Source organism: Caulobacter sp. BE264, from assembly GCF_031457805.1.
Classification (GTDB): domain Bacteria; phylum Pseudomonadota; class Alphaproteobacteria; order Caulobacterales; family Caulobacteraceae; genus Caulobacter.
The window spans coordinates 35,029-52,893 of record NZ_JAVDXI010000011.1 but is presented as its reverse complement, the minus strand read 5'-3'; the positions used below and the strand labels follow the sequence as shown (position 1 = coordinate 52,893).

Genomic DNA, 17,865 nt, shown 5'->3' with positions numbered 1-17,865 from the left:
TGACCACTACGCGCCTCGCCGCCAGCCCGGGAACTCAAACCAGAGGGGTCAATTTTGGACGCCGATAGGGGGTCAACTTTCAACGCCGTTTGACAGCTCACTTCCCCGGGCCGCATCCCGGTGTGCATCAGCAAGACGAACAACCACCATTTTCCATCCCGCACTTTAAGGCTACCCGGTAGGTTCGGTCGGTTGATGGACTTCCGTCCTTGAAAAAGTGGCGTCTGGAGGTAGGCCTGAAACTCGGCGTCGGAGAAGGGCTCGGGGGTCCGTGCTTTTTCCCCCTTTGCCCGCTCGATGAGGAGTCCCGCGCAGGGGTTCGGGGTAAGGTCGAGTTCCGCCGTGCACCAGCTGAAAAAGCCCAACACGGAGTTCCAGTACTTGATGGCCGTCGCCGATTTGATGCGCCCTGCTGGGTCGTCCGTGAGCCTCTGTTGAAACGTCTGCGCCTGCCCCTGAAGTCCAGCGCGAAGGCGTTGGATGTCATCCCGGAACTGCCGCATCCTAGGCTTGCCCACGGCAGTAAGTGCGGTTTCTGCGCCGACGTCTTCCGATAGCCACGCAAGAACCCGACCCGCCTCTGCGATCGTATTGGGACTGACGCCCTTCGTCCTCTTAGCTGCAAGGTGCTCGGCCACCGCAGCGCCAAGTGTCTTTGAACGAGAGTCTGTGGCTGAGTTGCTGGGGATGCCCTTGATCGAGGCAGAGAAGCCAGGCGCCTCGAAGAAGGTATCTGGGTCAGACGCGGGGGCCCCCAACTGCCGCAGCAGGACTCGCGTCTCCTCCGCCAGGGCTCTTGCGGCGAGCTTGATCGCGGCGCGCTTATCGTCGTCGTCCAGTTGGTCGAGTTCGATCCCTTGGTGGAGCAACATGTCTCGTGCCGCACCGTTAATGGTGGGCGAGAACGCCGTCTCCGCTATGAATTTCCGCAGTACAGCCAGGTCCGCGCGGAGTTCGGCTCGCCGCTCCTCCCGCTCAACCGGATTGCTCAGGGGGATGACTGGTAGGCTAGGGTGCCCGCGTAGGAGTTGCTCGAAGTACCATTTGGCCGCTTGTTCGAGGTCCGATCGCGTCGCCGTTTCCATTCGTCCGATGCTTTCCATCTGCCGCCAGAACCAAGCCGCAGCTTGGAGACCCAGTCGTTCCGCCTCTTGCGGATCGCGAGTATGGAGCGAGCGATGGAACTCTGTCATCCCGAGGCGGCTGCGGAGCTCAGCGGGGATTCGGAACCGCACGACGAAGGTTCCGCCGCGCTTTTTGAGCCCGATGACGCGCATTTCGCGTCACCGACTGTGTGACACTCTGTGTAGCAGTTTTGGAATTAAGCGCTGATGCGCAAAATCCAGTCTTTGATTATACTTATCTTTTTGAAGAAACTGGCGCACCCGACACGATTCGAACGTGTGACCTTTGCCTTCGGAGGGCAACGCTCTATCCAGCTGAGCTACGGGTGCCTTCGACCTTCCCGGTTCAGGGGAGGCGGGAAGCGGGTCTTAGCTGAAAGGCGAGGCTGGCGCAAACGGTCTCGCAATCGCGCTTACGCCTTTCCCATGTAGATGAACCGCAGAACGAACAGTCCGGCCAGGACGAACAGCAGCCAGTCCTTGGGCTTGGCCTTACCGCGCAGCAGGGTGAGCCCCGCATAGGCGGTGATGCCGAACGCCAGGCCGTTGGCGATCGAGAAGGTCAGCGGGATGGCGATCACGGTCAGGAAGGCCGGGATGGCCACGCCCGGGTCGTCCCAGTCGACGTCGGCCAGGGCGCCGACCATCATCGAGCCGACGACGATCAAGGCCGGCGCGGTGGCGGCGGCGGGGATGGCCTGGACCCATGGGGCGAAGAACAGGGTCAACAGGAACAGTACGCCCACCACGACGGCGGTCAGGCCGGTGCGGCCGCCCTCGGCCACGCCCGAGGCGCTCTCGATATAGCTGACGACGGTCGAGGTGCCGGCCAGCGACCCGCCGATGGTGGCGATTGAGTCGGCGGTGAGGATGCGGTTGAGGCGCGGGATCGTGCCGTCGGGCTGGACGAGGCCGGCCTTCTTGGTCACCGCGACCAGCGTGCCGACATTGTCGAACAGGTCGACGAACAGGAAGACGAAGATCACCTCGGCCAGGGCCATACCCAGTGCGCCGTTCAGGTGCAGGGCTGCGGGAACGTCGAGCTTGAAGGCCGTGGCGGTCAGGGCCGCGAAGCCGTACTCGCCGGGGACGATCTTGGCTAGGCCCAGCGTCCAGGCGGCGCCGGCGGCGACGAGGATGCCGATCAGGATGGCGCCCTTGACCCTCCAGGCCATCAGCGCGCCCATGACGAGCAGGCCCAGGATCGCCAAAGCGGCGGTCGGCTTGGTCAGGTCGCCCAGGGCCACGGTGGTGGCGGGATCGGCGACGATGATGCCGGCCTCCTTCAGGCCGATGAAGGCGATGAACAGGCCTACCCCGGCCGCGACGGCGGAGAAGAGGGGGCGCGGGATGGCGCCGACGATCAACTGGCGGATGCCGGCGACGGTCAGCACCAGGAAGGCCACGCCCGACAGGAAAACGCAGCCCAGAGCGGTCTCCCACGGCAGGCCCATGCCCTTCACGACCGTGAAGGTGAAATAGGCGTTGAGGCCCATGCCGGGCGCCAGCGCGATCGGGTAGTTGGCGATCACGCCCATCAGGATGCTGCCAAGGCCCGCCGCCAGGCAGGTGGCGGCGGCGACGGCCGCGATCGGCATGCCGGCCTGGCCCAGGATCGCCGGATTGACGATCACGATATAGGCCATGGTCAGGAAGGTGGTGAAGCCGGCCAGCACCTCGGTGCGCACCGAGGTTCCCTGTTCCGACAGCTTGAAGATCCTGTCGATCATTTCGCCGTTCCCCCGATGGCGGTCATGTCCGGTGTGGTGGTCTCGTAGCGGTCCCAGCGGGCCGTCAACTCCCGTACGACGACCGAGCCGACACGATAGGCCGAGTCGAACGCTGAGACCGCGCCCTCGTCATGAAAGGCGCGCGGAAAGGCCGGCGCGCCCAGCGGCGGACGCGAATAGTTGCTGGCGGTGCGCAGGACCATCACCCGTTGGAAGTCGACCTTGCCCGCCTTGGCGTAAAGGTCGAGCACGTCGAGTATCCCCTGGTCCTCGCAGTCGGTCATGACGAACACCCCCGCGCCGTCGGTCCACAGCTTGACCCAGTCCTGCGCCCACTGAGTGCGCTTGGCGCCGTGCCAGAACCGGGTCGCGCCGAGGGCCTCGCCCTTGAGCACGAAAGGCGGGCGTTGGGCGTTGGGCTCTCCTACATAGGGAGCGCGCAAGGCGGCCAGCCCAGGATAGTCGGGGATCTCCACCGTCGACGTCAGGCTGTAGGCCCAGTCGACCAGCCGCCAGTTGAGCGCCCAGACCATGCCCGAAGACCCCTCGGCCGAGCCCTTCACGTTCGGGCGCTCGGTCTCCAGGGCGTAGAGGCCGTAGGGCCAGTCGGCGGGAATCTCGCGGTCGTCAACCTCGTAGATCGGGTCGGCGTCGACCACATAGCGGGCCCAGGCGGCGCTGCCGATCGAGGCGGCCTTGGGGTCGACGCCGGCGATGCCGGCCACCAGCCAGTAGGTCTTGGAGAAGTCGAAACGCTTGTCGAGCAGCAGGGCCGCGACGCTTTCGCGGGCCCGGGCGCGCATGTCGGTCATCACGCCCAGCACGCCGTCCCTGGGCGAATAGCGCGCTGGATGGCGCAGGCCGGGAACCGCAATCGTTTCTGTAAGCGGGAGCCCCTCGACCCAGGGCTGGAACTCGCCCGGGCGGTCGCCCGTGACCGCGCCGATCTCGAAGGTGGTCAGGACCGCCACCTTGACCGGGATCGGCTTGGCGGGCTGGGCGTGCGTGACGGCGCCCAGTCCCAGCCACAACCCCAGGATCAATCCAACCAGCCGCATCGTCTGACGCCCCCTCGCACCTCAGGGCTGGGAAGCTGACGCGCGCCGCCGGGGCTGGCAAGCGCGCTTCGGCAGGATAGGGCGGCGGCGCGCCGGGTGATCAGTCCTTGGTCGGATCGGCGGCGTTGGGGTCGCCGTAGGTCAGGGCGACGAAGACGTCCTCCAGATCGGGATCCTCGGTGGCGATGTCCTTGATGTGGACGCCGCTGGCGCGGACGGCGGCGAGCACCTGCTCGACGCTGGACTGGCCCGTGCGGTAGCTCACCGAGAAGGCGCCGCCGGCGCGCAGCTTGGTGTCGAAGCCTTCCAGGACCGGAGCGGCGGTCACGGGGCTTTCGGGGGTGACCACGACGTTGCGGCTGTCCATGCGGCCCAGCAGCTTGGCGGTCGGCTCGCAGGCCACCACCTCACCCCGATTGATGATGGCGATCTCGTCGCAAAGCTCCTGGGCCTCTTCCAGGTAGTGGGTCGTGAGCACGATGGTCACGCCCAGTTCGTTGAGGCTGGTGACATACTGCCAGAGCTGGCGGCGCAGCTCGACGTCGACCCCGGCTGTGGGCTCGTCCAGGATCAGGACCGGCGGCTGGTGAACCATGGCCTTGGCCACCATCAGGCGGCGCTTCATGCCGCCGGACAGCTGGCGGACATAGGCGTTGGCCTTGTCGCCAAGTCCCAGGGCGTTCAGCAGTTCGTCGGTGCGCCGCTCGCTCTTGGGCACGCCGTAGAAACCCGCCTGCACTTCCAGCGACTCCCGCGGGGTGAAGAAGACGTCCGCCGCCAGTTCTTGGGGAACAACGCCGATCGCGGCGCGGGCGTCGCGCGGGCGTTGATCGATGTCGCGCCCCCAGATGCGCACCGTGCCCGAGCTTTTGCGAACCAGACCCGCCAGGATGTTGATGAAGGTCGACTTGCCCGCGCCGTTCGGCCCCAGCAGGCCGAAGATCGAGCCTCGGGGGATCTTCAGGTCGATGCCGTTCAGGGCCCGCTTTTCCGGCGAGGTCTTGGTGCCGGCGTAGGTCTTGTACAGGCCTTCGGCTTCGATGGCGTAGGCGGGCAGGTCCATGAAACGTCCAAATCGGGGCGGCGGCGGGCCGGGAAACGGCATTAGGGGCGCGCGTCGATTGACGGCGCCTTTCAGCGTCGCATAGGTATGCCTCGTTCGCCGCCGCGCCAAGGCCGCGTTCCGAATTCAGGGATTGCCCATATGGCCAAGGCCAAGATCACGCCCGTTAACGCCACCGTCCCGACGGCCATGGATCCGGCCGCCATCCCGGGCCCCGCGCCGGAGACGATCATGGTCCGCTCGCATCGCATCGCCTGCGATGGCGTCGGCGGGGCCTTGGGCCATCCGCGCGTCTGGCTCGAGATGGGCGCGGCCGGCTTCGTCGACTGCTCCTATTGCGACCGCCGCTTCGTGGCCACGACCGGCGAGGGCGATGAGAGCGAGCAACTGGCGCCGGGCGTCTACGAAGGCGCCGGCGGCCACTAGGCATTGTTCGGGCCTTCATGAGCAGCGTTCCCGCCGGCCAACGCGCCGAAACCCTGGCCAAGGCCTGGGAGAAGGCCGAATGGCCGAATGAGGCGCCGGTTCTCCGCGCCATCGCCATGCCGTCTGACACCAATCCGGAAGGCGACATCTTCGGGGGCTGGCTGCTCTCCCAGATGGACCTTGCGGCCGCCTCCATCGCGTTCCATCGCGCGGCTGGCCGTTGCGCCACCATCGCTATAGACGGCATGACCTTCATCAGCCCCGTCTTCGTTGGGGACGAGGTCAGTCTCTTCGCGCGGGTGGTTCACACGGGCAGGACATCGCTGAAGGTCCAGGTCGAGGCCTGGCGCCGGCCGCGCGACAGCGAGCAGGCGCACAAGGTGACCGAAGGTGTCTTCACCTTCGTGGCCATCGACGAGAACCGGAAGTCGAGGCCACTGCCCTAACTGCCGATCGGACCGGGACATTGGATCCGACTTGCATGACCCCGCGGGACGGGCGTCTGATGCGATGATGAGCACGCCCGTCTTCGACCTGGATCTTCTGCCGTTCGCCGCCCTCATGGGGGTGAGCGTGACTCGCGCCGCCCCGGACCATGTCGAGGGGCGCCTCGTGGTCAGACCCGACCTCTGCACCGCAGGCGGCGTTCTGCACGGCGGGGCCGCCATGGCGTTGGCGGACACGCTCGGGGCGATCGGCGCCTTCCTGTCGACGCCTGAGGGCAAGCGGACGACGACGCTGGAGAGCAAGACCAACTTCATCGGCTCCGCCCCACTCGGCACGACCGTGACGGCGGTCGCGACTCCGCTGCATATCGGCAGGCGTTCCAGCGTCTGGACGACGCGGATCGAGGGCGAGGGCGGACGGCTCGTCGCGGTGGTCACCCAGACCCAGATGACGGTGGACTAGCCGTGGTCGCCTTGCGGGAAACGCGACCGGGCGATCTGGGCTGGATCATCCAGCGGCACGGCGAACTCTATGCCGCCGAGCAGGGCTGGGACCACCGGTTCGAGGGCGTCGTGGCCGGAGTCGTCGCGGACTATGTGAAGGCCCATGATCTGGCTCGCGAGGCCTGCTGGATCGCCGAACATCAAGGCGCGCCGGTCGGCTCGATCATGCTGGCCAAGGAGACCGAAATGGTCGGCCGGCTGCGCTTGCTGTTGGTCGAGCCCTCGGCGCGGGGCCTGGGCGTTGGCGAGACCCTGATCGCCGCCTGCATCGCCCGGGCCCGCGAGGCCGGCTACGCCGAGATGGTGCTGTGGACCCAGAGTATCCTGCTGCCGGCGCGCCGCCTTTACGCCCGCTTCGGCTTCGTGCTGGAAGAAAGCTGGGACTATGACGGTTTCGCCGCAGGACTCATTTCAGAAAGCTGGCGGCTGAAGCTGTGATCAGCCGATCAGGTGATCCTTCCACGCCTGACGCAGGACCTTCTTGTCGATCTTGCCGGTCGCGGTCAGCGGCACGGCGGCGAAGACCACGTCGTCGGGCGTCCACCATTTGACGATCCGGGGCGCCAGGTAGTCGAGCACGGCGGCCTTGCTGACCGCCGCGCCTTCATGAGGCTCGATGACCAGCAGCGGACGCTCTTCCCACTTAGGGTGAGGCACGCCGATCACGGCGGCGATCTTCACGCCCGGGCAGCCGACGGCGACGTTCTCCAGGTCGATCGAGCTGATCCACTCGCCGCCCGACTTGATGACGTCCTTTTGGCGGTCGGTGATGCGCATGAAGCCGTTGGCGTCCAGGGTGGCGATGTCGCCGGTGTCGAAGAAGCCGTCTTCGCGGGCGGCGTCGGCCTCCTTGCGGAAATAGCGCTTCACCACCCAGGGACCGCGCACCAGAAGCGCGCCGGAGGTCTCGCCGTTCCAGGGTGCGGCCTGGCCGTCCTCGGTCTCGACCTTCAGCTCGATGCCGAACTGCAGCCTGCCCTGGCGGGTCCAGATCGCCTCGTCCATGGCCTCTTCGCCCAGCGCGGCGAGAGCCGGCGTCGGGGTGGCGACGACGCCGATCGGGCAGGTCTCGGTCATGCCCCAGATCTGCAGGGTCTGGACGTCGTAGCGGCGCTTGAAGGTCTCGGCCATGGCGCGCGGCACGGCGCTGCCGCCGATGACGACCTTCTTCAGGCTGTCGGGCCGGCGATTGTTCTTGTCCAGCCAGTCCAGGTACATGGTCCAGATAGTCGGCACGCCGCCGGTGAAGGTGACGCCCTCGCCGTCGATCAGCTGGTGCAGGCTGGCGCCGTCCATCTTGTCGGCGGGCAAGACGAGCTTGGCGCCGCAGATGGGCGCGCTGAACGGCAGGCCCCAGGCGGTGGCGTGGTAGAGGCTGGAGCAGGGCATCACCACGTCGAACGGCGTGAAGCCGAAGGCGCTGTTGAGGCCCCCCGCCATGGCGTGCAACACCACGGCCCGATGCGAATAGAGCACGCCCTTGGGATCGCCCGTGGTGCCCGAGGTGTAGCAGAGGAAGGCGCCGGCGTTCTCGTCGAAGCTGGGCCAGGCGATCGCGTTCGGCTCACCTTCGATCAGGGTCTCGTAGCTGATCGCCCCGACCGCGCCAGGGAGGGTCCGCTCGGCGTCCGACAGCATGGCGAAGGTCTTCACCGTGGTCAGCTGCGGCGCGATGCGCTCGACCAGGGCCTGGAAGTTGCGCTCGAAGAACAGCACTGAACTTTCGGCGTGATTGATCGTGTAGACGATCTGCTCGTCGAACAGCCGGGGATTGGCCGTGTGCAGCACCGCGCCGATCCCCGGGACCGCGTAGAACAGCTCCAGGTGCCGATGGGTGTTCCAGGCCAGGGAGGTGACGCGGTCGCCGGGCGTGATCCCCAGTCGCCGGAGCGCATGGGCCGCCTGAGCCGAACGGCGCGCCAGGCCGGCATAGTCATAACGATGCAGGGGCTCGTCGATCAGCCGCGAGACGATCTCGCGCGCGCCATGGGCCTGCGCGGCGTAGGTCAGGATGCCGCTGATCATCAGCGGCGTCGTCTGCATCAGGCCCGGGATCATGGGCTCCTCCCAACTCTTGTCTTTGGGAGGAGGTTAGGGGGTGAAACGGGGGCTGGGGAAGAGCTAATGCCCCCTTCCCCCCCGATGGGGGAAGGGTTGGGGATGGGGGCGATTGCTGCGCTGGCGACGGCGCCCCGTCCGCCGCAGCATCACCCCACCCCTACCCCTCCCCATCAAGGGGAGGCGAGCGCTACTGCTAAAGCGCCGCCAGCACCGCGTCGCCCATCTGCGTCGTGGTCAACGAACCGCCCAGATCGCGGGTGCGGGCGCCGTTGTCGAGAGCAGCCTTCACCGCCGCCAGCAGGGCGTCGGCGGCCTCGGTTTGCTTGAGCGACCAGCGCAGGGCCATCTCGAACGACAGGATGGCGGCCAGGGGGTTGGCCAAACCCTTGCCGGCGATGTCCGGGGCCGAGCCGTGGATCGGCTCGTAAAGGCCCGGCTTGCCCGGCGCGCCCAGGGCGGCCGAGGGCAGCATGCCCAGCGAGCCCGTCAGCATGGCCGCCGCGTCCGACAGGATGTCGCCGAACAGGTTGTCGGTGACGATGACGTCGAACTGCTTGGGCGCGCGGACCAGCTGCATGGCGCAGTTGTCGGCCAGGATGTGCTCTAGCGTAACGTCCGGATATTCACGGGCGTGCAGGTCGGTCATCACCTGCTTCCAAAGCAGACCCGACTCCATGACGTTCGATTTTTCGGCCGAGTGAACCTTGTTGGTGCGGCCACGCGCCAGTTCGAAGGCGACGCGTCCGACGCGCTCGATCTCGCTGGTCGTATAGACCTGGGTGTCGAAGCCCTTCTTCTGACCGTCGGCCAGGTCTTCGATGCCGCGCGGCTGGCCGAAATAGACCCCGCCCACCAGTTCGCGCACGAACAGGATATCCAGGCCCGAGACCAGTTCCGGCTTCAGGCTGGAGGCGCCGGCCAGGGCTTCGAAGCAATAGGCCGGACGCAGGTTGGCGAACACGTCCATCGCCTTGCGCAGGTTCAGGAGGCCAGCCTCCGGCCGAAGGTGGCGCGGGGCGTTGGCCCATTTGGGGCCGCCGACCGCGCCCATCAGCACCGCGTCGCTGGCGATGGCCTGCTCGCGCACCTCGTCGGTCAGCGGCGTGCCGTGAACGTCATAGCTGGCGCCGCCGTAGAGGGCTTCTTCCACCGTCAGATCGGGGGTGAGGGCGGCCGCCACGCGGCGCACCTCCGCGCAGACTTCCGGGCCGATGCCGTCGCCGGGCAGGAGGAGAAGAGTCGCCATCTTAGATCTCGCGATAGTCTGAAACATCGAAGGAGGACATGCGGCGCTCATAGACGCCGAGGTCGGCGCAGGCCGCGCGCCACGCCGCCATATGAGGGCTGGCGCGATGGAATTCCAACGCCGCCGCGTCGGTGAAGTGCTCGAAGACCCGGATCAGGCCGGGGTCGAGCGGGTCTTCGGAAAGGGCGTAGGCCAGGCAGCCCGGCTCGCCGCGCGATCCCTCCACCTGAGCGGCCAGATGCGGACGCAGCTCGGCCAGGCGTTCGGGCGCGATGCGGATCGAACCGGCGAGGATGAGGGTCATCTCTGCGTACTCCCGAAGCTGCTTGTCATCCCGGCCGCAGCGAAGCGGAGAGCCGGGACCACTACAAACGCCGGCGCTTCCCGCGGTCCCGGTTCGGCGCGCTCCGCGCTTGACCGGGATGACAGATTTTAAAGACTACGCCTCCAGCCAGGGCTGGCTGATGGCGCGCTTGCTCTCGAACAGGTCGATATCGCCGCCGTGCATCATCGTTTCGCCGATGGCGTCGAGACCCTTCAGCATCTTCTCTTTGCGGACCGGATCGATGTCGAAGCCGATCGTCTTGCCCGAGGGCGATACGACCGTCTGGGCCTCGAGGTCGACACTGACCATGTGGTTGCCGCCCTTGGCCTCGTCCATCAGGACCGCCAGTTCTTCGGGCGTCACAACCACGGGCAGGAGGCCGTTGTTGAAGCAGTTGTTGAAGAAGATGTCGGCGAAGCTGGTCGAGATCACGCACATGATCCCGAAGTCCATCAGCGCCCAGGGCGCATGCTCCCGCGAGCTGCCGCAGCCGAAATTGTCGCCGGCGATCAACACGGACGCGCTCTTGTACTCGGGCTTGTTCAGCACGAAGTCGCTGATCTCGTTCCCGTCGGCGTCGAAGCGGAAGTCGTAGAACAGGCCCTTGGCCAGCCCCTCGCGCTCCACGGTCTTGAGGAACTGCTTGGGGATGATCTGGTCAGTGTCGATATTGGCCAGTTCCAGCGGAGCCGCACGGCCATCGAGGCGGGTGAAGGCTTTCATCAGGCGGTCTCCTCCAGGAAGGTCCGCACGTCGACCAGATGCCCCGCGATCGCCGCCGCCGCCGCCATGGCCGGCGAGACGAGGTGGGTGCGGCCGGCGCGGCCCTGGCGGCCTTCGAAGTTGCGGTTGCTGGTCGAGGCGCAGCGCTCGCCCGGCTGCAGCTTGTCAGGGTTCATGGCCAGGCACATCGAGCAGCCGGGCTCGCGCCAGTCAAAGCCGGCGGCCTTGAAGATGGCGTCCAGACCTTCCTCCTCAGCCTGTTCCTTCACCAGGCCAGAGCCCGGCACGACCATCGCCTTGACGTGCGGGGCCACGAGGCGCCCGTGCAGGAAGGCTTCCTGCACCACGGCGGCCGCGGCGCGCATGTCTTCGATACGGCTGTTGGTGCACGAGCCGATGAAGACGCGGTCGATGCGGGCTTCCGAGATCGGCTGGCCGGCCTTCAGGCCCATATAGTCTAGGGCCCGATGAGCGGCGGCGCGCTTGTCGGGCGTGGCGAAGCTCTCCGGGTCGGGCACGTGGCCGGTGACCGGGATGACGTCCTCCGGGGACGTGCCCCAGGTGACCATCGGCACGAGGGCCGAGCCGTCGATCACGACCGTGCGGTCAAAGACAGCGTCCTCGTCGGTGAACAAGGTCTTCCAGTGGCTCAGCGCCATGTCCCAGGCCGCGCCCTTGGGGGCGGCGGGCTTGCCCTGGATGTAGGCGAAGGTCTTCTCGTCCGGAGCCACCAGGCCGGCCTTGGCGCCGCCCTCGATGGTCAGGTTGCAGAGGGTCATGCGGCCCTCCATCGACAGGCCGCGAATGGCCTCGCCGGCGAACTCGATGACATAGCCGGTGCCGCCGGCGGTGCCGATCTCACCGATCACGGCGAGCGCCACGTCCTTGCCGGTGACGCCGGACGGCAGCTGGCCGTCGACGCGGACCAGCATGTTCTTGGCCTTCTTCTGGCGCAGGGTCTGGGTGGCCAGGACGTGCTCGACCTCGGACGTGCCGATACCGTGGGCCAGGGCCCCGAAGGCGCCATGGGTCGAGGTGTGGCTGTCGCCGCAAACGATGGTCATGCCCGGCTGGGTGCGGCCCTGCTCGGGACCGACCACGTGGACGATGCCGTTGCGGATGTCGCCCATCGGGAAGAACTCGATGCCGTTGTCAGCGACGTTGCGGGCCAGCGTCTTCAGCTGCAGGCGCGCTTCCTCGTCGGCCACGGCGTCGACGCCCAGGGACTGGCCTTCGGTCGGGATGTTGTGGTCGGCGACGGCCAGGGTGCGATCGGGCCGGCGCACCTTGCGGCCGGCCGCGCGAAGGCCCGCGAAAGCCTGCGGCGTGGTCACCTCGTGGATGAGGTGCAGGTCGATATAGAGGATCGCTTCGCCGTCGGTCTCGCTGACCACGTGAGCGTCCCAGATCTTGTCGTAAAGGGTTTTGCCGGACATGGCCGCGATATAGGGCGGATCGTGCGTCAAAATCCAGAGCTGGGCGGGCTGTGGGCCAAATTCTTGCGCTGTTGATGTCGGCGCGGCGACCCGCGGCAGGCCAAAGCGCAAAGGGCGCGCCCGTCTTTCGACCTGTCGGCGCGCCCTCGCATCGTTTTCAGCCTTCGGGGGCCGATGGCGCCTGCCCGAAGAGGGCCGTCCACTAGAAAGGAGACGGTCTGGAAGCCCGGGCGATAGTCGCCGGGGGTGAATAAAGCGTCTCACGGATCGACGTTTTGTCAAGTCGCGTGCGGTCGCACGTAAGCTTGACCGGCTACGGGTCGCCGCGGGTGAGTGGTGAGGCGGCGGGCGCGTTCAGCGGCGCCATGGCGGCGTATCGGGCGATCAGCGGATCCGCCGCCGCCTGCGCCAGCACCCAGTCGCGGAACGCGGCGATCTTGCGCACCCTGGCCCGCTCGCGCGGATAGGCCAGCCAGTACCCGCCCGTATAACGCGCCACCACGTCGAACGGCATGACCAGCCGGCCCTCCGCCAGCTCGCGTGCAAAAAAGATCGGCGACCCAAGGGCGGCGCCCTGTCCGGCGAGCGCGCTAGCCACCTCCAGCGTCTGGGCGTCTGCGGCGAGGCTGGGCGGCGGGCGATCCGAGGCGCCGCGTACGCCTGCGGCCTGGAACCATTCCTCCCATTCGCGGGCCACGCCGATACGCTGTGCGTTGAGCAGGTCTTCGGGACGGGCCAGGCCGCCGATCTGCTCCAGGAAGCCGGGGGCGACCAGCACGGTCTGGACGGCCGGGATCAGAAAGTGGGCCTCCAGCCCCGGCCACTCGCCGCGACCGCCCCGCAGGGCCAGATCGGCGCCGCCTCCGGCCAGATCGATGACCTGGCTTGTCGCCTCCAGGCGCACGGCGACACGGGGGTGAGCGATCTGGAAGCCGCCCAGGCGCGGGGCCAGCCACAGCCCGCCAAGGCTTTGGACAGTGGTGATCGACAGGACGCCCGCCTCGGTCTCGACCAGGTCAGCGACGGTGGCGCGCAAAAGCGACAGCGCCTCGGTGGCCGCCCGCGAGAGGCGTTCGCCGGCGGGCGTCAGGGCCACCTCGCGGGGCAGGCGATGGAAGAGCGGCTGATCCAGCCGTTGCTCGAGGGCGCGCACCTGCCAGCTGACCGCAGCCTGGGTCATGCCCAACTCGCCGGCGGCGCGGGTGAAGCTCTTCAGGCGAGCGGCCGTCTCGAACACACGAATGGCGCTGAGGGGCAGGCGGGCGAGGACGTCAGACATAAGTAACGCTTATGCATAGCCAAGGAGCGCGCGTTTGTCATTCCCGTCCGTGAGGCCGAAAAGCGCATGAGACCGACCAGGAGGACGACGATGATCGACACCGCCTTCAAGACACATAAGGAAACTTCGTTCGGCTGGGTCTGGGCGCTGCAGGCCCTGTGGCGACTCTTACGCCGGCGCTCAGAGCCCCGGCGATATCCCCGCCTGATCGCGCCGCGATAAGGCGCAAGAAGAAGGCCCCGGTGTTTCCACCGGGGCCTCGTCATTTCCGAATGTCGGACGCTTAGTCTTCCGACGAAGCCGAAGCCTTGGGGCCACCGGCGCGTTCGGCGATACGAGCCGACTTACCGCGACGGTCGCGCAGGTAGTACAGCTTGGCGCGACGGACGACGCCGCGACGCTTGACTTCGATGCTTTCGATGCTCGGCGACAGCAGCGGGAACAGACGCTCCACGCCTTCGCCGAACGAAATCTTACGGACCGTGAAGCTCTCGTGCACGCCGGCGCCGGCGCGGGCGATGCAGACGCCTTCGTAGGCCTGAACGCGTTCGCGCTCGCCTTCCTTGATCTTCACGTTGACGCGCAGGGTGTCGCCGGGACGGAAGTCGGGGATCGCGCGGGCGGCCAGCAGACGGGCCGATTCTTCTTGCTCGAGCTGAGCGATGATGTTCGCAGCCATGGTCATTACTCCTTGGGCTTACCCGGTTTCGGGTCGCCTTTTGCCTGTTGATTGGCGAGGTGGGCCTCCCAGAGATCCGGGCGCCGCTCGCGGGTCGTCTCTTCACGCATACGCTTGCGCCATTGGTCGATCTTCTTGTGATCGCCCGACAGCAGCACCTCGGGGATGTCGAGCCCTTCGAACGTCCGCGGCCTGGTGTACTGCGGATGCTCGAGGAGTCCGTCCTCGAAGCTTTCTTCCAGCGTGCTCTCGATGTTCCCCAGAACCCCCGGGGCAAGTCGAACGCACGCCTCGATCACGACCATCGCCGCCGCCTCGCCACCGGCAAGGACAGCGTCTCCGACCGAGACCTCCTCGAACCCCCGGGCGTCCAGCACCCGCTGATCCACCCCTTCGAAGCGGCCGCACAGCACCACGATACCGGGCGCCTTGGACCACTCCCTCACACGCGCCTGGGTCAGGGGCCGACCCCGGGCGCTCATGTACAAAAGCGGCCGCCCATCGGCCTCCAGGCTGTCCAGCGCAGAGGCGATAACGTCCGCTTTCAATACGGCTCCAGCGCCGCCACCCGCAGGGGTGTCGTCGAGGAAGCCGCGCTTATCCTTGGAAAAGGCGCGAATGTCCAGCGTTTCCAAACGCCACAGGTCCTGCTCCTTCCAGGCGGTCCCGATCATCGAGACGCCGAGCGGGCCTGGAAAGGCCTCAGGGAACATGGTCAGGACGGTGGCGGTGAACGGCATGGGGGCTCTTTAGCCGCTGGGCGCGCGAGAGTCGAAGCCCAGCGGGGCGGGCGGCGTTCACCAAGCGCATTTTCCAGTTGTTCACCGTCATCGGCGAAGGTCACGACGAGAGATAAGGTCCCGTTCAAGCCATGCCGACCCAGAGCCGTTTCTTCCGACGCCTGAGCGAGGGCGTCGCTGCCTTCGCCCGCCGTCTGCGGCGCGACGATCGCGGCGCGATCGCCATCCAGTTCGCGCTTCTGGCCCTGCCGCTTTCGGTTCTGCTGTTCGGTCTCATCGATGTGGGCCGGTTGAGCCTTCAGCGCCGCCAGATGCAGGATGCGCTGGACGCCGCGACCCTGATGGCGGCCCGGTCGACGGCGTCCACGAACGCCGAGCTCGACACGGTGGGCGACGCGGCCTTCCTGGCCGAGATCGCGGGCATGAATCTGGGCCTGACCGCTTCGAATGCGACCTTCTCGGCAGGAACCAACAACCGCGTCATCGGCTCGGTGACCGCGACGCTGAAGCCGATCATCGCCAACCTGTGGCAGAGCGGGGACTTCACTGTCACCGCGACATCGGAAGTGGTGCGCTCGTCCAAGAATCTGGAAGTGGCGCTGGTGCTCGACATCACCGGCTCGATGGACGGCACGCGCATCGCCGACCTGAAGGTCGCTGCCTCGGACCTGGTCGACATCATCGTGCGCGACACCCAGACGCCCTTCTATTCGAAGATCGCGCTGGTGCCGTACGCCGCCGGCGTGAATCTGGACACCTACGCCGATGCGGCGCGGGGCCCGATCCCGGTGCGGAATATCAGTGATGTGGACTGGCTGGCCAACGGAACCTCGATTTCTGGCGTCAGCAAAGCTTCGCCAGCGGTCGTGACCTCGAATGGTCATGGCCTGGCGACGGGGGATCGAGTCTATATTTCCGGGATCAACGGCAACACCTCGACCGGTATGGCGTCGCTCAACGGCGCGACCTACACCGTCACGCGCGTCAACTCCAATCAGGTGTCACTGAACGGCACGGACACGCGCTACAAGTCGAACTATTCGAGCGGCGGCACGATAAAAAAGTGCCTGACGAGCGGCTGCAATCTGGTGGTCACCACCAGCACCGCGCATGGCTTTTCCACGGGAGATCAGATCAGTTTCGCTAGCGTTGGCGGGCTTACGACCCTGAATGGCCAGACGCTCTCCATCACGAACCTGACGAGCACCACCTTCGACACGGGCGTCTCGGGCCTTGGCACGGCGGCTTACACAAGCGGCGGAGCAGCGACTTGCGAGCAGAGCACCGTTCCAGGTTGTCGTCGCCTTGCCTATGTCAGCAACTGGGGAACAGACGAAGTGCGTTCGATCAGCACTTGCGTCAGCGAACGCACCGGGACCCATGCCTATACGGACGCCGCGCCCAGTACGGCCTATGTGGGGACAAACTACCCCTCGACTTCCGCTGACTCCTATTCGCCAAACCCCTGTCCGACGGCGAAGATCATGCCGCTCTCGAGCGACAAGACGGCGCTGAAGGCTCAGATCAACAGCTACACGGTGGGCGGTTCGACGGCGGGCCAGATTGGTCTGGCCTGGGGCTGGTACATGGTCGCGCCCAACTTTGGGTACCTCTGGCCGAACGCCTCCCAGCGCCCCGCCGCCTACAAGAGCCAGGACCTGATGAAGGTCGTGATCATGATGACGGACGGCGCCTTCAACACCCCCTACTGCAAGGGCGTGATCGCCGCCGATGCGGGTGGCGGCAGCGGCAGCGACGACGATCACATCAATTGCAACGCCACCAACGGCGATCCCTACACCCAGGCGCGGGCGCTCTGCACCGCCATCAAGAACAGCGCCAACGACATCACGCTTTACACGGTCGGCTTCGCCGTGGGGGCGGACAACACCGCCAAGACCTTCCTGACCAACTGCGCCTCCGACTCCTCCAAGGCCTTCTTTCCCGCCAACGGCTCTGAGCTGAAGACGTCGTTCAAGGCGATCGCCCAGGAAATCTCGTCCTTACGGATCTCCAAATAGAAAAGCCCCGCCGGTCGCCGGCGGGGCTCATCGCCTTCCGTCGCGCGCGCTAGGCCAGCTTGATCTCGCGCAGGCGCTGCTGGAGGAACTCGTCAGCGGTGATCGACTCCGGATAGCGATCCGGGTTCTGCGCCGTGACGCAGTTGGGCAGGGTCTTGATCTCGTAGTCCGATGCGAAGTGCAGGAAGAACGGCGTCGAATAGCGCGGCACGCCGCGACGTTCCGGCGGCGGGTTCACCACGCGGTGCACCGTCGAGGGCAGGACGTTGTTGGTCAGACGCTCCAGCATGTCGCCGATATTGATCACCAGGCAGCCCGGGGGCGGGTTGATCGGCAGCCATTGGCCGTCGCGGTCCAGAACCTCAAGGCCGCCTTCCTCGGCGCCCAAGAGCAGGGTGATGGTGTTGATGTCGCCGTGGGCCCCGGCGCGCACGCCGGTGGCGTCCTTGGGGATCGGCGGATAGTGCAGCAGGCGCAGCACCGAATTGCCGTCTTGCACCGTCGGCTTGAAGAAGTCGCGCTCCAGTTTCAGGTAGGTTGCGATGGCTTCCAGCACCTTGCCGCCCATGCCGTCGAGGCTGTTGTACAGCCAGCTGACGTCGTGCTTGAACGCCGGGATCTCGGCCGGCCAGACATTGTCGGCCATGTGGGCGCGGAACCGGTGGCCGGGCGGCAGGTCGCGGCCCATGTGCCAGAATTCCTTCAGGTCGTAGTGGTCCGCGCCCTTGGCGGTCTCGACGCCGAAGGGGATATAGCCCCGCGCGCCGCCCTTGACGCCGGCGTACTGCTTCTTGGTCTCGACCGGCAGCGCGAAGAACGCCTTGGCGGAGTCGACGGCCGCGTCGATGCGCGCCTGATCCAGATCATAGTCGGACAGCACGGCGAAGCCGTAGCGTTCGAACGACGCGCCCAGTTCTTGTGCGAAGCGCGAGAAGTCCTTGGCGTAGAGAGAAAACGAAACCGGGTCGATGGCGGAGGTGGACACGTCTGCGAGCCTTGGAATG

The 17,865-nt window shown here is 66.6% G+C and carries 18 protein-coding genes and 1 tRNA gene; 5 read left to right on the top strand and 14 right to left on the bottom strand.

All coding sequences use genetic code 11. The features are described from left to right. The 5 genes from J2X45_RS19640 to J2X45_RS19620 form a co-directional block, all read right to left on the bottom strand. Window positions 1-1,277, bottom strand: a 1,277-nt coding sequence (locus tag J2X45_RS19640) for a DUF6538 domain-containing protein (protein ID WP_310218285.1), incomplete at its 3' end; no start/stop codon positions are given. 100 nt (window positions 1,278-1,377) lie between these two features. Continuing rightward, window positions 1,378-1,454: transfer RNA gene (locus J2X45_RS19635), tRNA-Arg, on the bottom strand. Window positions 1,455-1,537: 83 nt separating this feature from the next. Continuing rightward, window positions 1,538-2,854 (bottom strand): NCS2 family permease, encoded by a 1,317-nt coding sequence (locus J2X45_RS19630; protein ID WP_310218281.1) that lies wholly within the window; start codon window positions 2,852-2,854, stop codon window positions 1,538-1,540. After that, window positions 2,851-3,912, bottom strand: a complete 1,062-nt coding sequence (locus J2X45_RS19625; protein ID WP_310218278.1) for a purine nucleoside permease — start codon at window positions 3,910-3,912, stop codon at window positions 2,851-2,853. Before J2X45_RS19625 ends, J2X45_RS19630 begins: the two co-directional genes overlap by 4 nt. A gap of 100 nt (window positions 3,913-4,012) precedes the next feature. Next, window positions 4,013-4,975 carry an ABC transporter ATP-binding protein gene (locus J2X45_RS19620; RefSeq protein WP_310218276.1) on the bottom strand — a complete coding sequence of 321 codons (963 nt, stop codon included), beginning with the start codon at window positions 4,973-4,975 and terminating at the stop codon, window positions 4,013-4,015. 141 nt (window positions 4,976-5,116) lie between these two features. Here J2X45_RS19620 and J2X45_RS19615 point away from each other — a divergent pair, with 141 nt between their 5' ends. The 4 genes from J2X45_RS19615 to J2X45_RS19600 all read left to right on the top strand — a co-directional run bounded on the left by J2X45_RS19615 (window position 5,117) and on the right by J2X45_RS19600 (window position 6,789). Beyond that, window positions 5,117-5,401, top strand: a complete 285-nt coding sequence (locus tag J2X45_RS19615; protein WP_310218272.1) for a zinc-finger domain-containing protein — start codon at window positions 5,117-5,119, stop codon at window positions 5,399-5,401. Between the two features lie 17 nt (window positions 5,402-5,418). Further along, the gene (locus J2X45_RS19610; RefSeq protein WP_310218269.1) at window positions 5,419-5,847 is read left to right on the top strand and encodes an acyl-CoA thioesterase; all 429 of its coding nucleotides are present in this window, start codon (window positions 5,419-5,421) and stop codon (window positions 5,845-5,847) included. A 67-nt stretch (window positions 5,848-5,914) separates the two neighbouring features. Next, window positions 5,915-6,310, top strand: a complete 396-nt coding sequence (locus tag J2X45_RS19605; protein ID WP_310218266.1) for a PaaI family thioesterase — start codon at window positions 5,915-5,917, stop codon at window positions 6,308-6,310. A 2-nt stretch (window positions 6,311-6,312) separates the two neighbouring features. Then, on the top strand, window positions 6,313-6,789 hold the full coding sequence (locus tag J2X45_RS19600) for a GNAT family N-acetyltransferase (protein WP_310218263.1): 477 nt from the start codon (window positions 6,313-6,315) through the stop codon (window positions 6,787-6,789). Here the strand turns inward: J2X45_RS19600 and J2X45_RS19595 are convergent, their stop codons facing one another. From J2X45_RS19595 to trmD, 8 genes are all read right to left on the bottom strand, one after another. Beyond that, window positions 6,790-8,409, bottom strand: coding sequence for a long-chain fatty acid--CoA ligase (locus tag J2X45_RS19595; protein ID WP_310218261.1), 1,620 nt, complete (start codon window positions 8,407-8,409; stop codon window positions 6,790-6,792). 196 nt (window positions 8,410-8,605) lie between these two features. Continuing rightward, on the bottom strand, window positions 8,606-9,658 hold the full coding sequence (leuB, locus tag J2X45_RS19590) for a 3-isopropylmalate dehydrogenase (RefSeq protein ID WP_310218259.1): 1,053 nt from the start codon (window positions 9,656-9,658) through the stop codon (window positions 8,606-8,608). A gap of 1 nt (window position 9,659) precedes the next feature. Beyond that, on the bottom strand, window positions 9,660-9,962 hold the full coding sequence (locus J2X45_RS19585) for a putative quinol monooxygenase (RefSeq protein ID WP_310218255.1): 303 nt from the start codon (window positions 9,960-9,962) through the stop codon (window positions 9,660-9,662). A 135-nt stretch (window positions 9,963-10,097) separates the two neighbouring features. After that, complete coding sequence (gene leuD, locus J2X45_RS19580) at window positions 10,098-10,706, bottom strand: 3-isopropylmalate dehydratase small subunit (RefSeq protein ID WP_310218253.1); 609 nt, start codon at window positions 10,704-10,706, stop codon at window positions 10,098-10,100. After that, window positions 10,706-12,142 (bottom strand): 3-isopropylmalate dehydratase large subunit, encoded by a 1,437-nt coding sequence (gene leuC / locus J2X45_RS19575; protein WP_310218251.1) that lies wholly within the window; start codon window positions 12,140-12,142, stop codon window positions 10,706-10,708. Before leuC ends, leuD begins: the two co-directional genes overlap by 1 nt. Before the next feature lie 313 nt (window positions 12,143-12,455). Continuing rightward, on the bottom strand, window positions 12,456-13,421 hold the full coding sequence (locus J2X45_RS19570) for a LysR substrate-binding domain-containing protein (protein WP_310218248.1): 966 nt from the start codon (window positions 13,419-13,421) through the stop codon (window positions 12,456-12,458). 283 nt (window positions 13,422-13,704) lie between these two features. Further along, on the bottom strand, window positions 13,705-14,100 hold the full coding sequence (rplS, locus tag J2X45_RS19565; protein WP_310218245.1) for a 50S ribosomal protein L19: 396 nt from the start codon (window positions 14,098-14,100) through the stop codon (window positions 13,705-13,707). A 5-nt stretch (window positions 14,101-14,105) separates the two neighbouring features. Next, window positions 14,106-14,840, bottom strand: coding sequence for a tRNA (guanosine(37)-N1)-methyltransferase TrmD (gene trmD, locus J2X45_RS19560; protein ID WP_310218243.1), 735 nt, complete (start codon window positions 14,838-14,840; stop codon window positions 14,106-14,108). Between the two features lie 131 nt (window positions 14,841-14,971). Between trmD and J2X45_RS19555 the strand changes: the two genes are divergently transcribed. Continuing rightward, on the top strand, window positions 14,972-16,861 hold the full coding sequence (locus J2X45_RS19555) for a ubiquitin-activating E1 FCCH domain-containing protein (RefSeq protein WP_310218241.1): 1,890 nt from the start codon (window positions 14,972-14,974) through the stop codon (window positions 16,859-16,861). Window positions 16,862-16,910: 49 nt separating this feature from the next. Here J2X45_RS19555 and J2X45_RS19550 read toward each other — a convergent pair whose 3' ends face one another. Beyond that, window positions 16,911-17,846 carry an isopenicillin N synthase family oxygenase gene (locus tag J2X45_RS19550; RefSeq protein WP_310218238.1) on the bottom strand — a complete coding sequence of 312 codons (936 nt, stop codon included), beginning with the start codon at window positions 17,844-17,846 and terminating at the stop codon, window positions 16,911-16,913. Window positions 17,847-17,865: the final 19 nt, after the last annotated feature.

Bases quoted from the DNA above. Each gene is read 5' to 3' on its own strand.
- J2X45_RS19630 (WP_310218281.1), bottom strand. From the start codon at position 2,854: ATGATCGACAGGATCTTCAAGCTGTCGGAACAGGGAACCTCGGTGCGC.
- J2X45_RS19625 (WP_310218278.1), bottom strand. From the start codon at position 3,912: ATGCGGCTGGTTGGATTGATCCTGGGGTTGTGGCTGGGACTGGGCGCC.
- J2X45_RS19620 (WP_310218276.1), bottom strand. From the start codon at position 4,975: ATGGACCTGCCCGCCTACGCCATCGAAGCCGAAGGCCTGTACAAGACC.
- J2X45_RS19615 (WP_310218272.1), top strand. From the start codon at position 5,117: ATGGCCAAGGCCAAGATCACGCCCGTTAACGCCACCGTCCCGACGGCC.
- J2X45_RS19610 (WP_310218269.1), top strand. From the start codon at position 5,419: ATGAGCAGCGTTCCCGCCGGCCAACGCGCCGAAACCCTGGCCAAGGCC.
- J2X45_RS19605 (WP_310218266.1), top strand. From the start codon at position 5,915: ATGAGCACGCCCGTCTTCGACCTGGATCTTCTGCCGTTCGCCGCCCTC.
- J2X45_RS19595 (WP_310218261.1), bottom strand. From the start codon at position 8,409: ATGATCCCGGGCCTGATGCAGACGACGCCGCTGATGATCAGCGGCATC.
- leuB (WP_310218259.1), bottom strand. From the start codon at position 9,658: ATGGCGACTCTTCTCCTCCTGCCCGGCGACGGCATCGGCCCGGAAGTC.
- J2X45_RS19585 (WP_310218255.1), bottom strand. From the start codon at position 9,962: ATGACCCTCATCCTCGCCGGTTCGATCCGCATCGCGCCCGAACGCCTG.
- leuD (WP_310218253.1), bottom strand. From the start codon at position 10,706: ATGAAAGCCTTCACCCGCCTCGATGGCCGTGCGGCTCCGCTGGAACTG.
- leuC (WP_310218251.1), bottom strand. From the start codon at position 12,142: ATGTCCGGCAAAACCCTTTACGACAAGATCTGGGACGCTCACGTGGTC.
- J2X45_RS19570 (WP_310218248.1), bottom strand. From the start codon at position 13,421: ATGTCTGACGTCCTCGCCCGCCTGCCCCTCAGCGCCATTCGTGTGTTC.
- rplS (WP_310218245.1), bottom strand. From the start codon at position 14,100: ATGGCTGCGAACATCATCGCTCAGCTCGAGCAAGAAGAATCGGCCCGT.
- trmD (WP_310218243.1), bottom strand. From the start codon at position 14,840: ATGCCGTTCACCGCCACCGTCCTGACCATGTTCCCTGAGGCCTTTCCA.
- J2X45_RS19555 (WP_310218241.1), top strand. From the start codon at position 14,972: ATGCCGACCCAGAGCCGTTTCTTCCGACGCCTGAGCGAGGGCGTCGCT.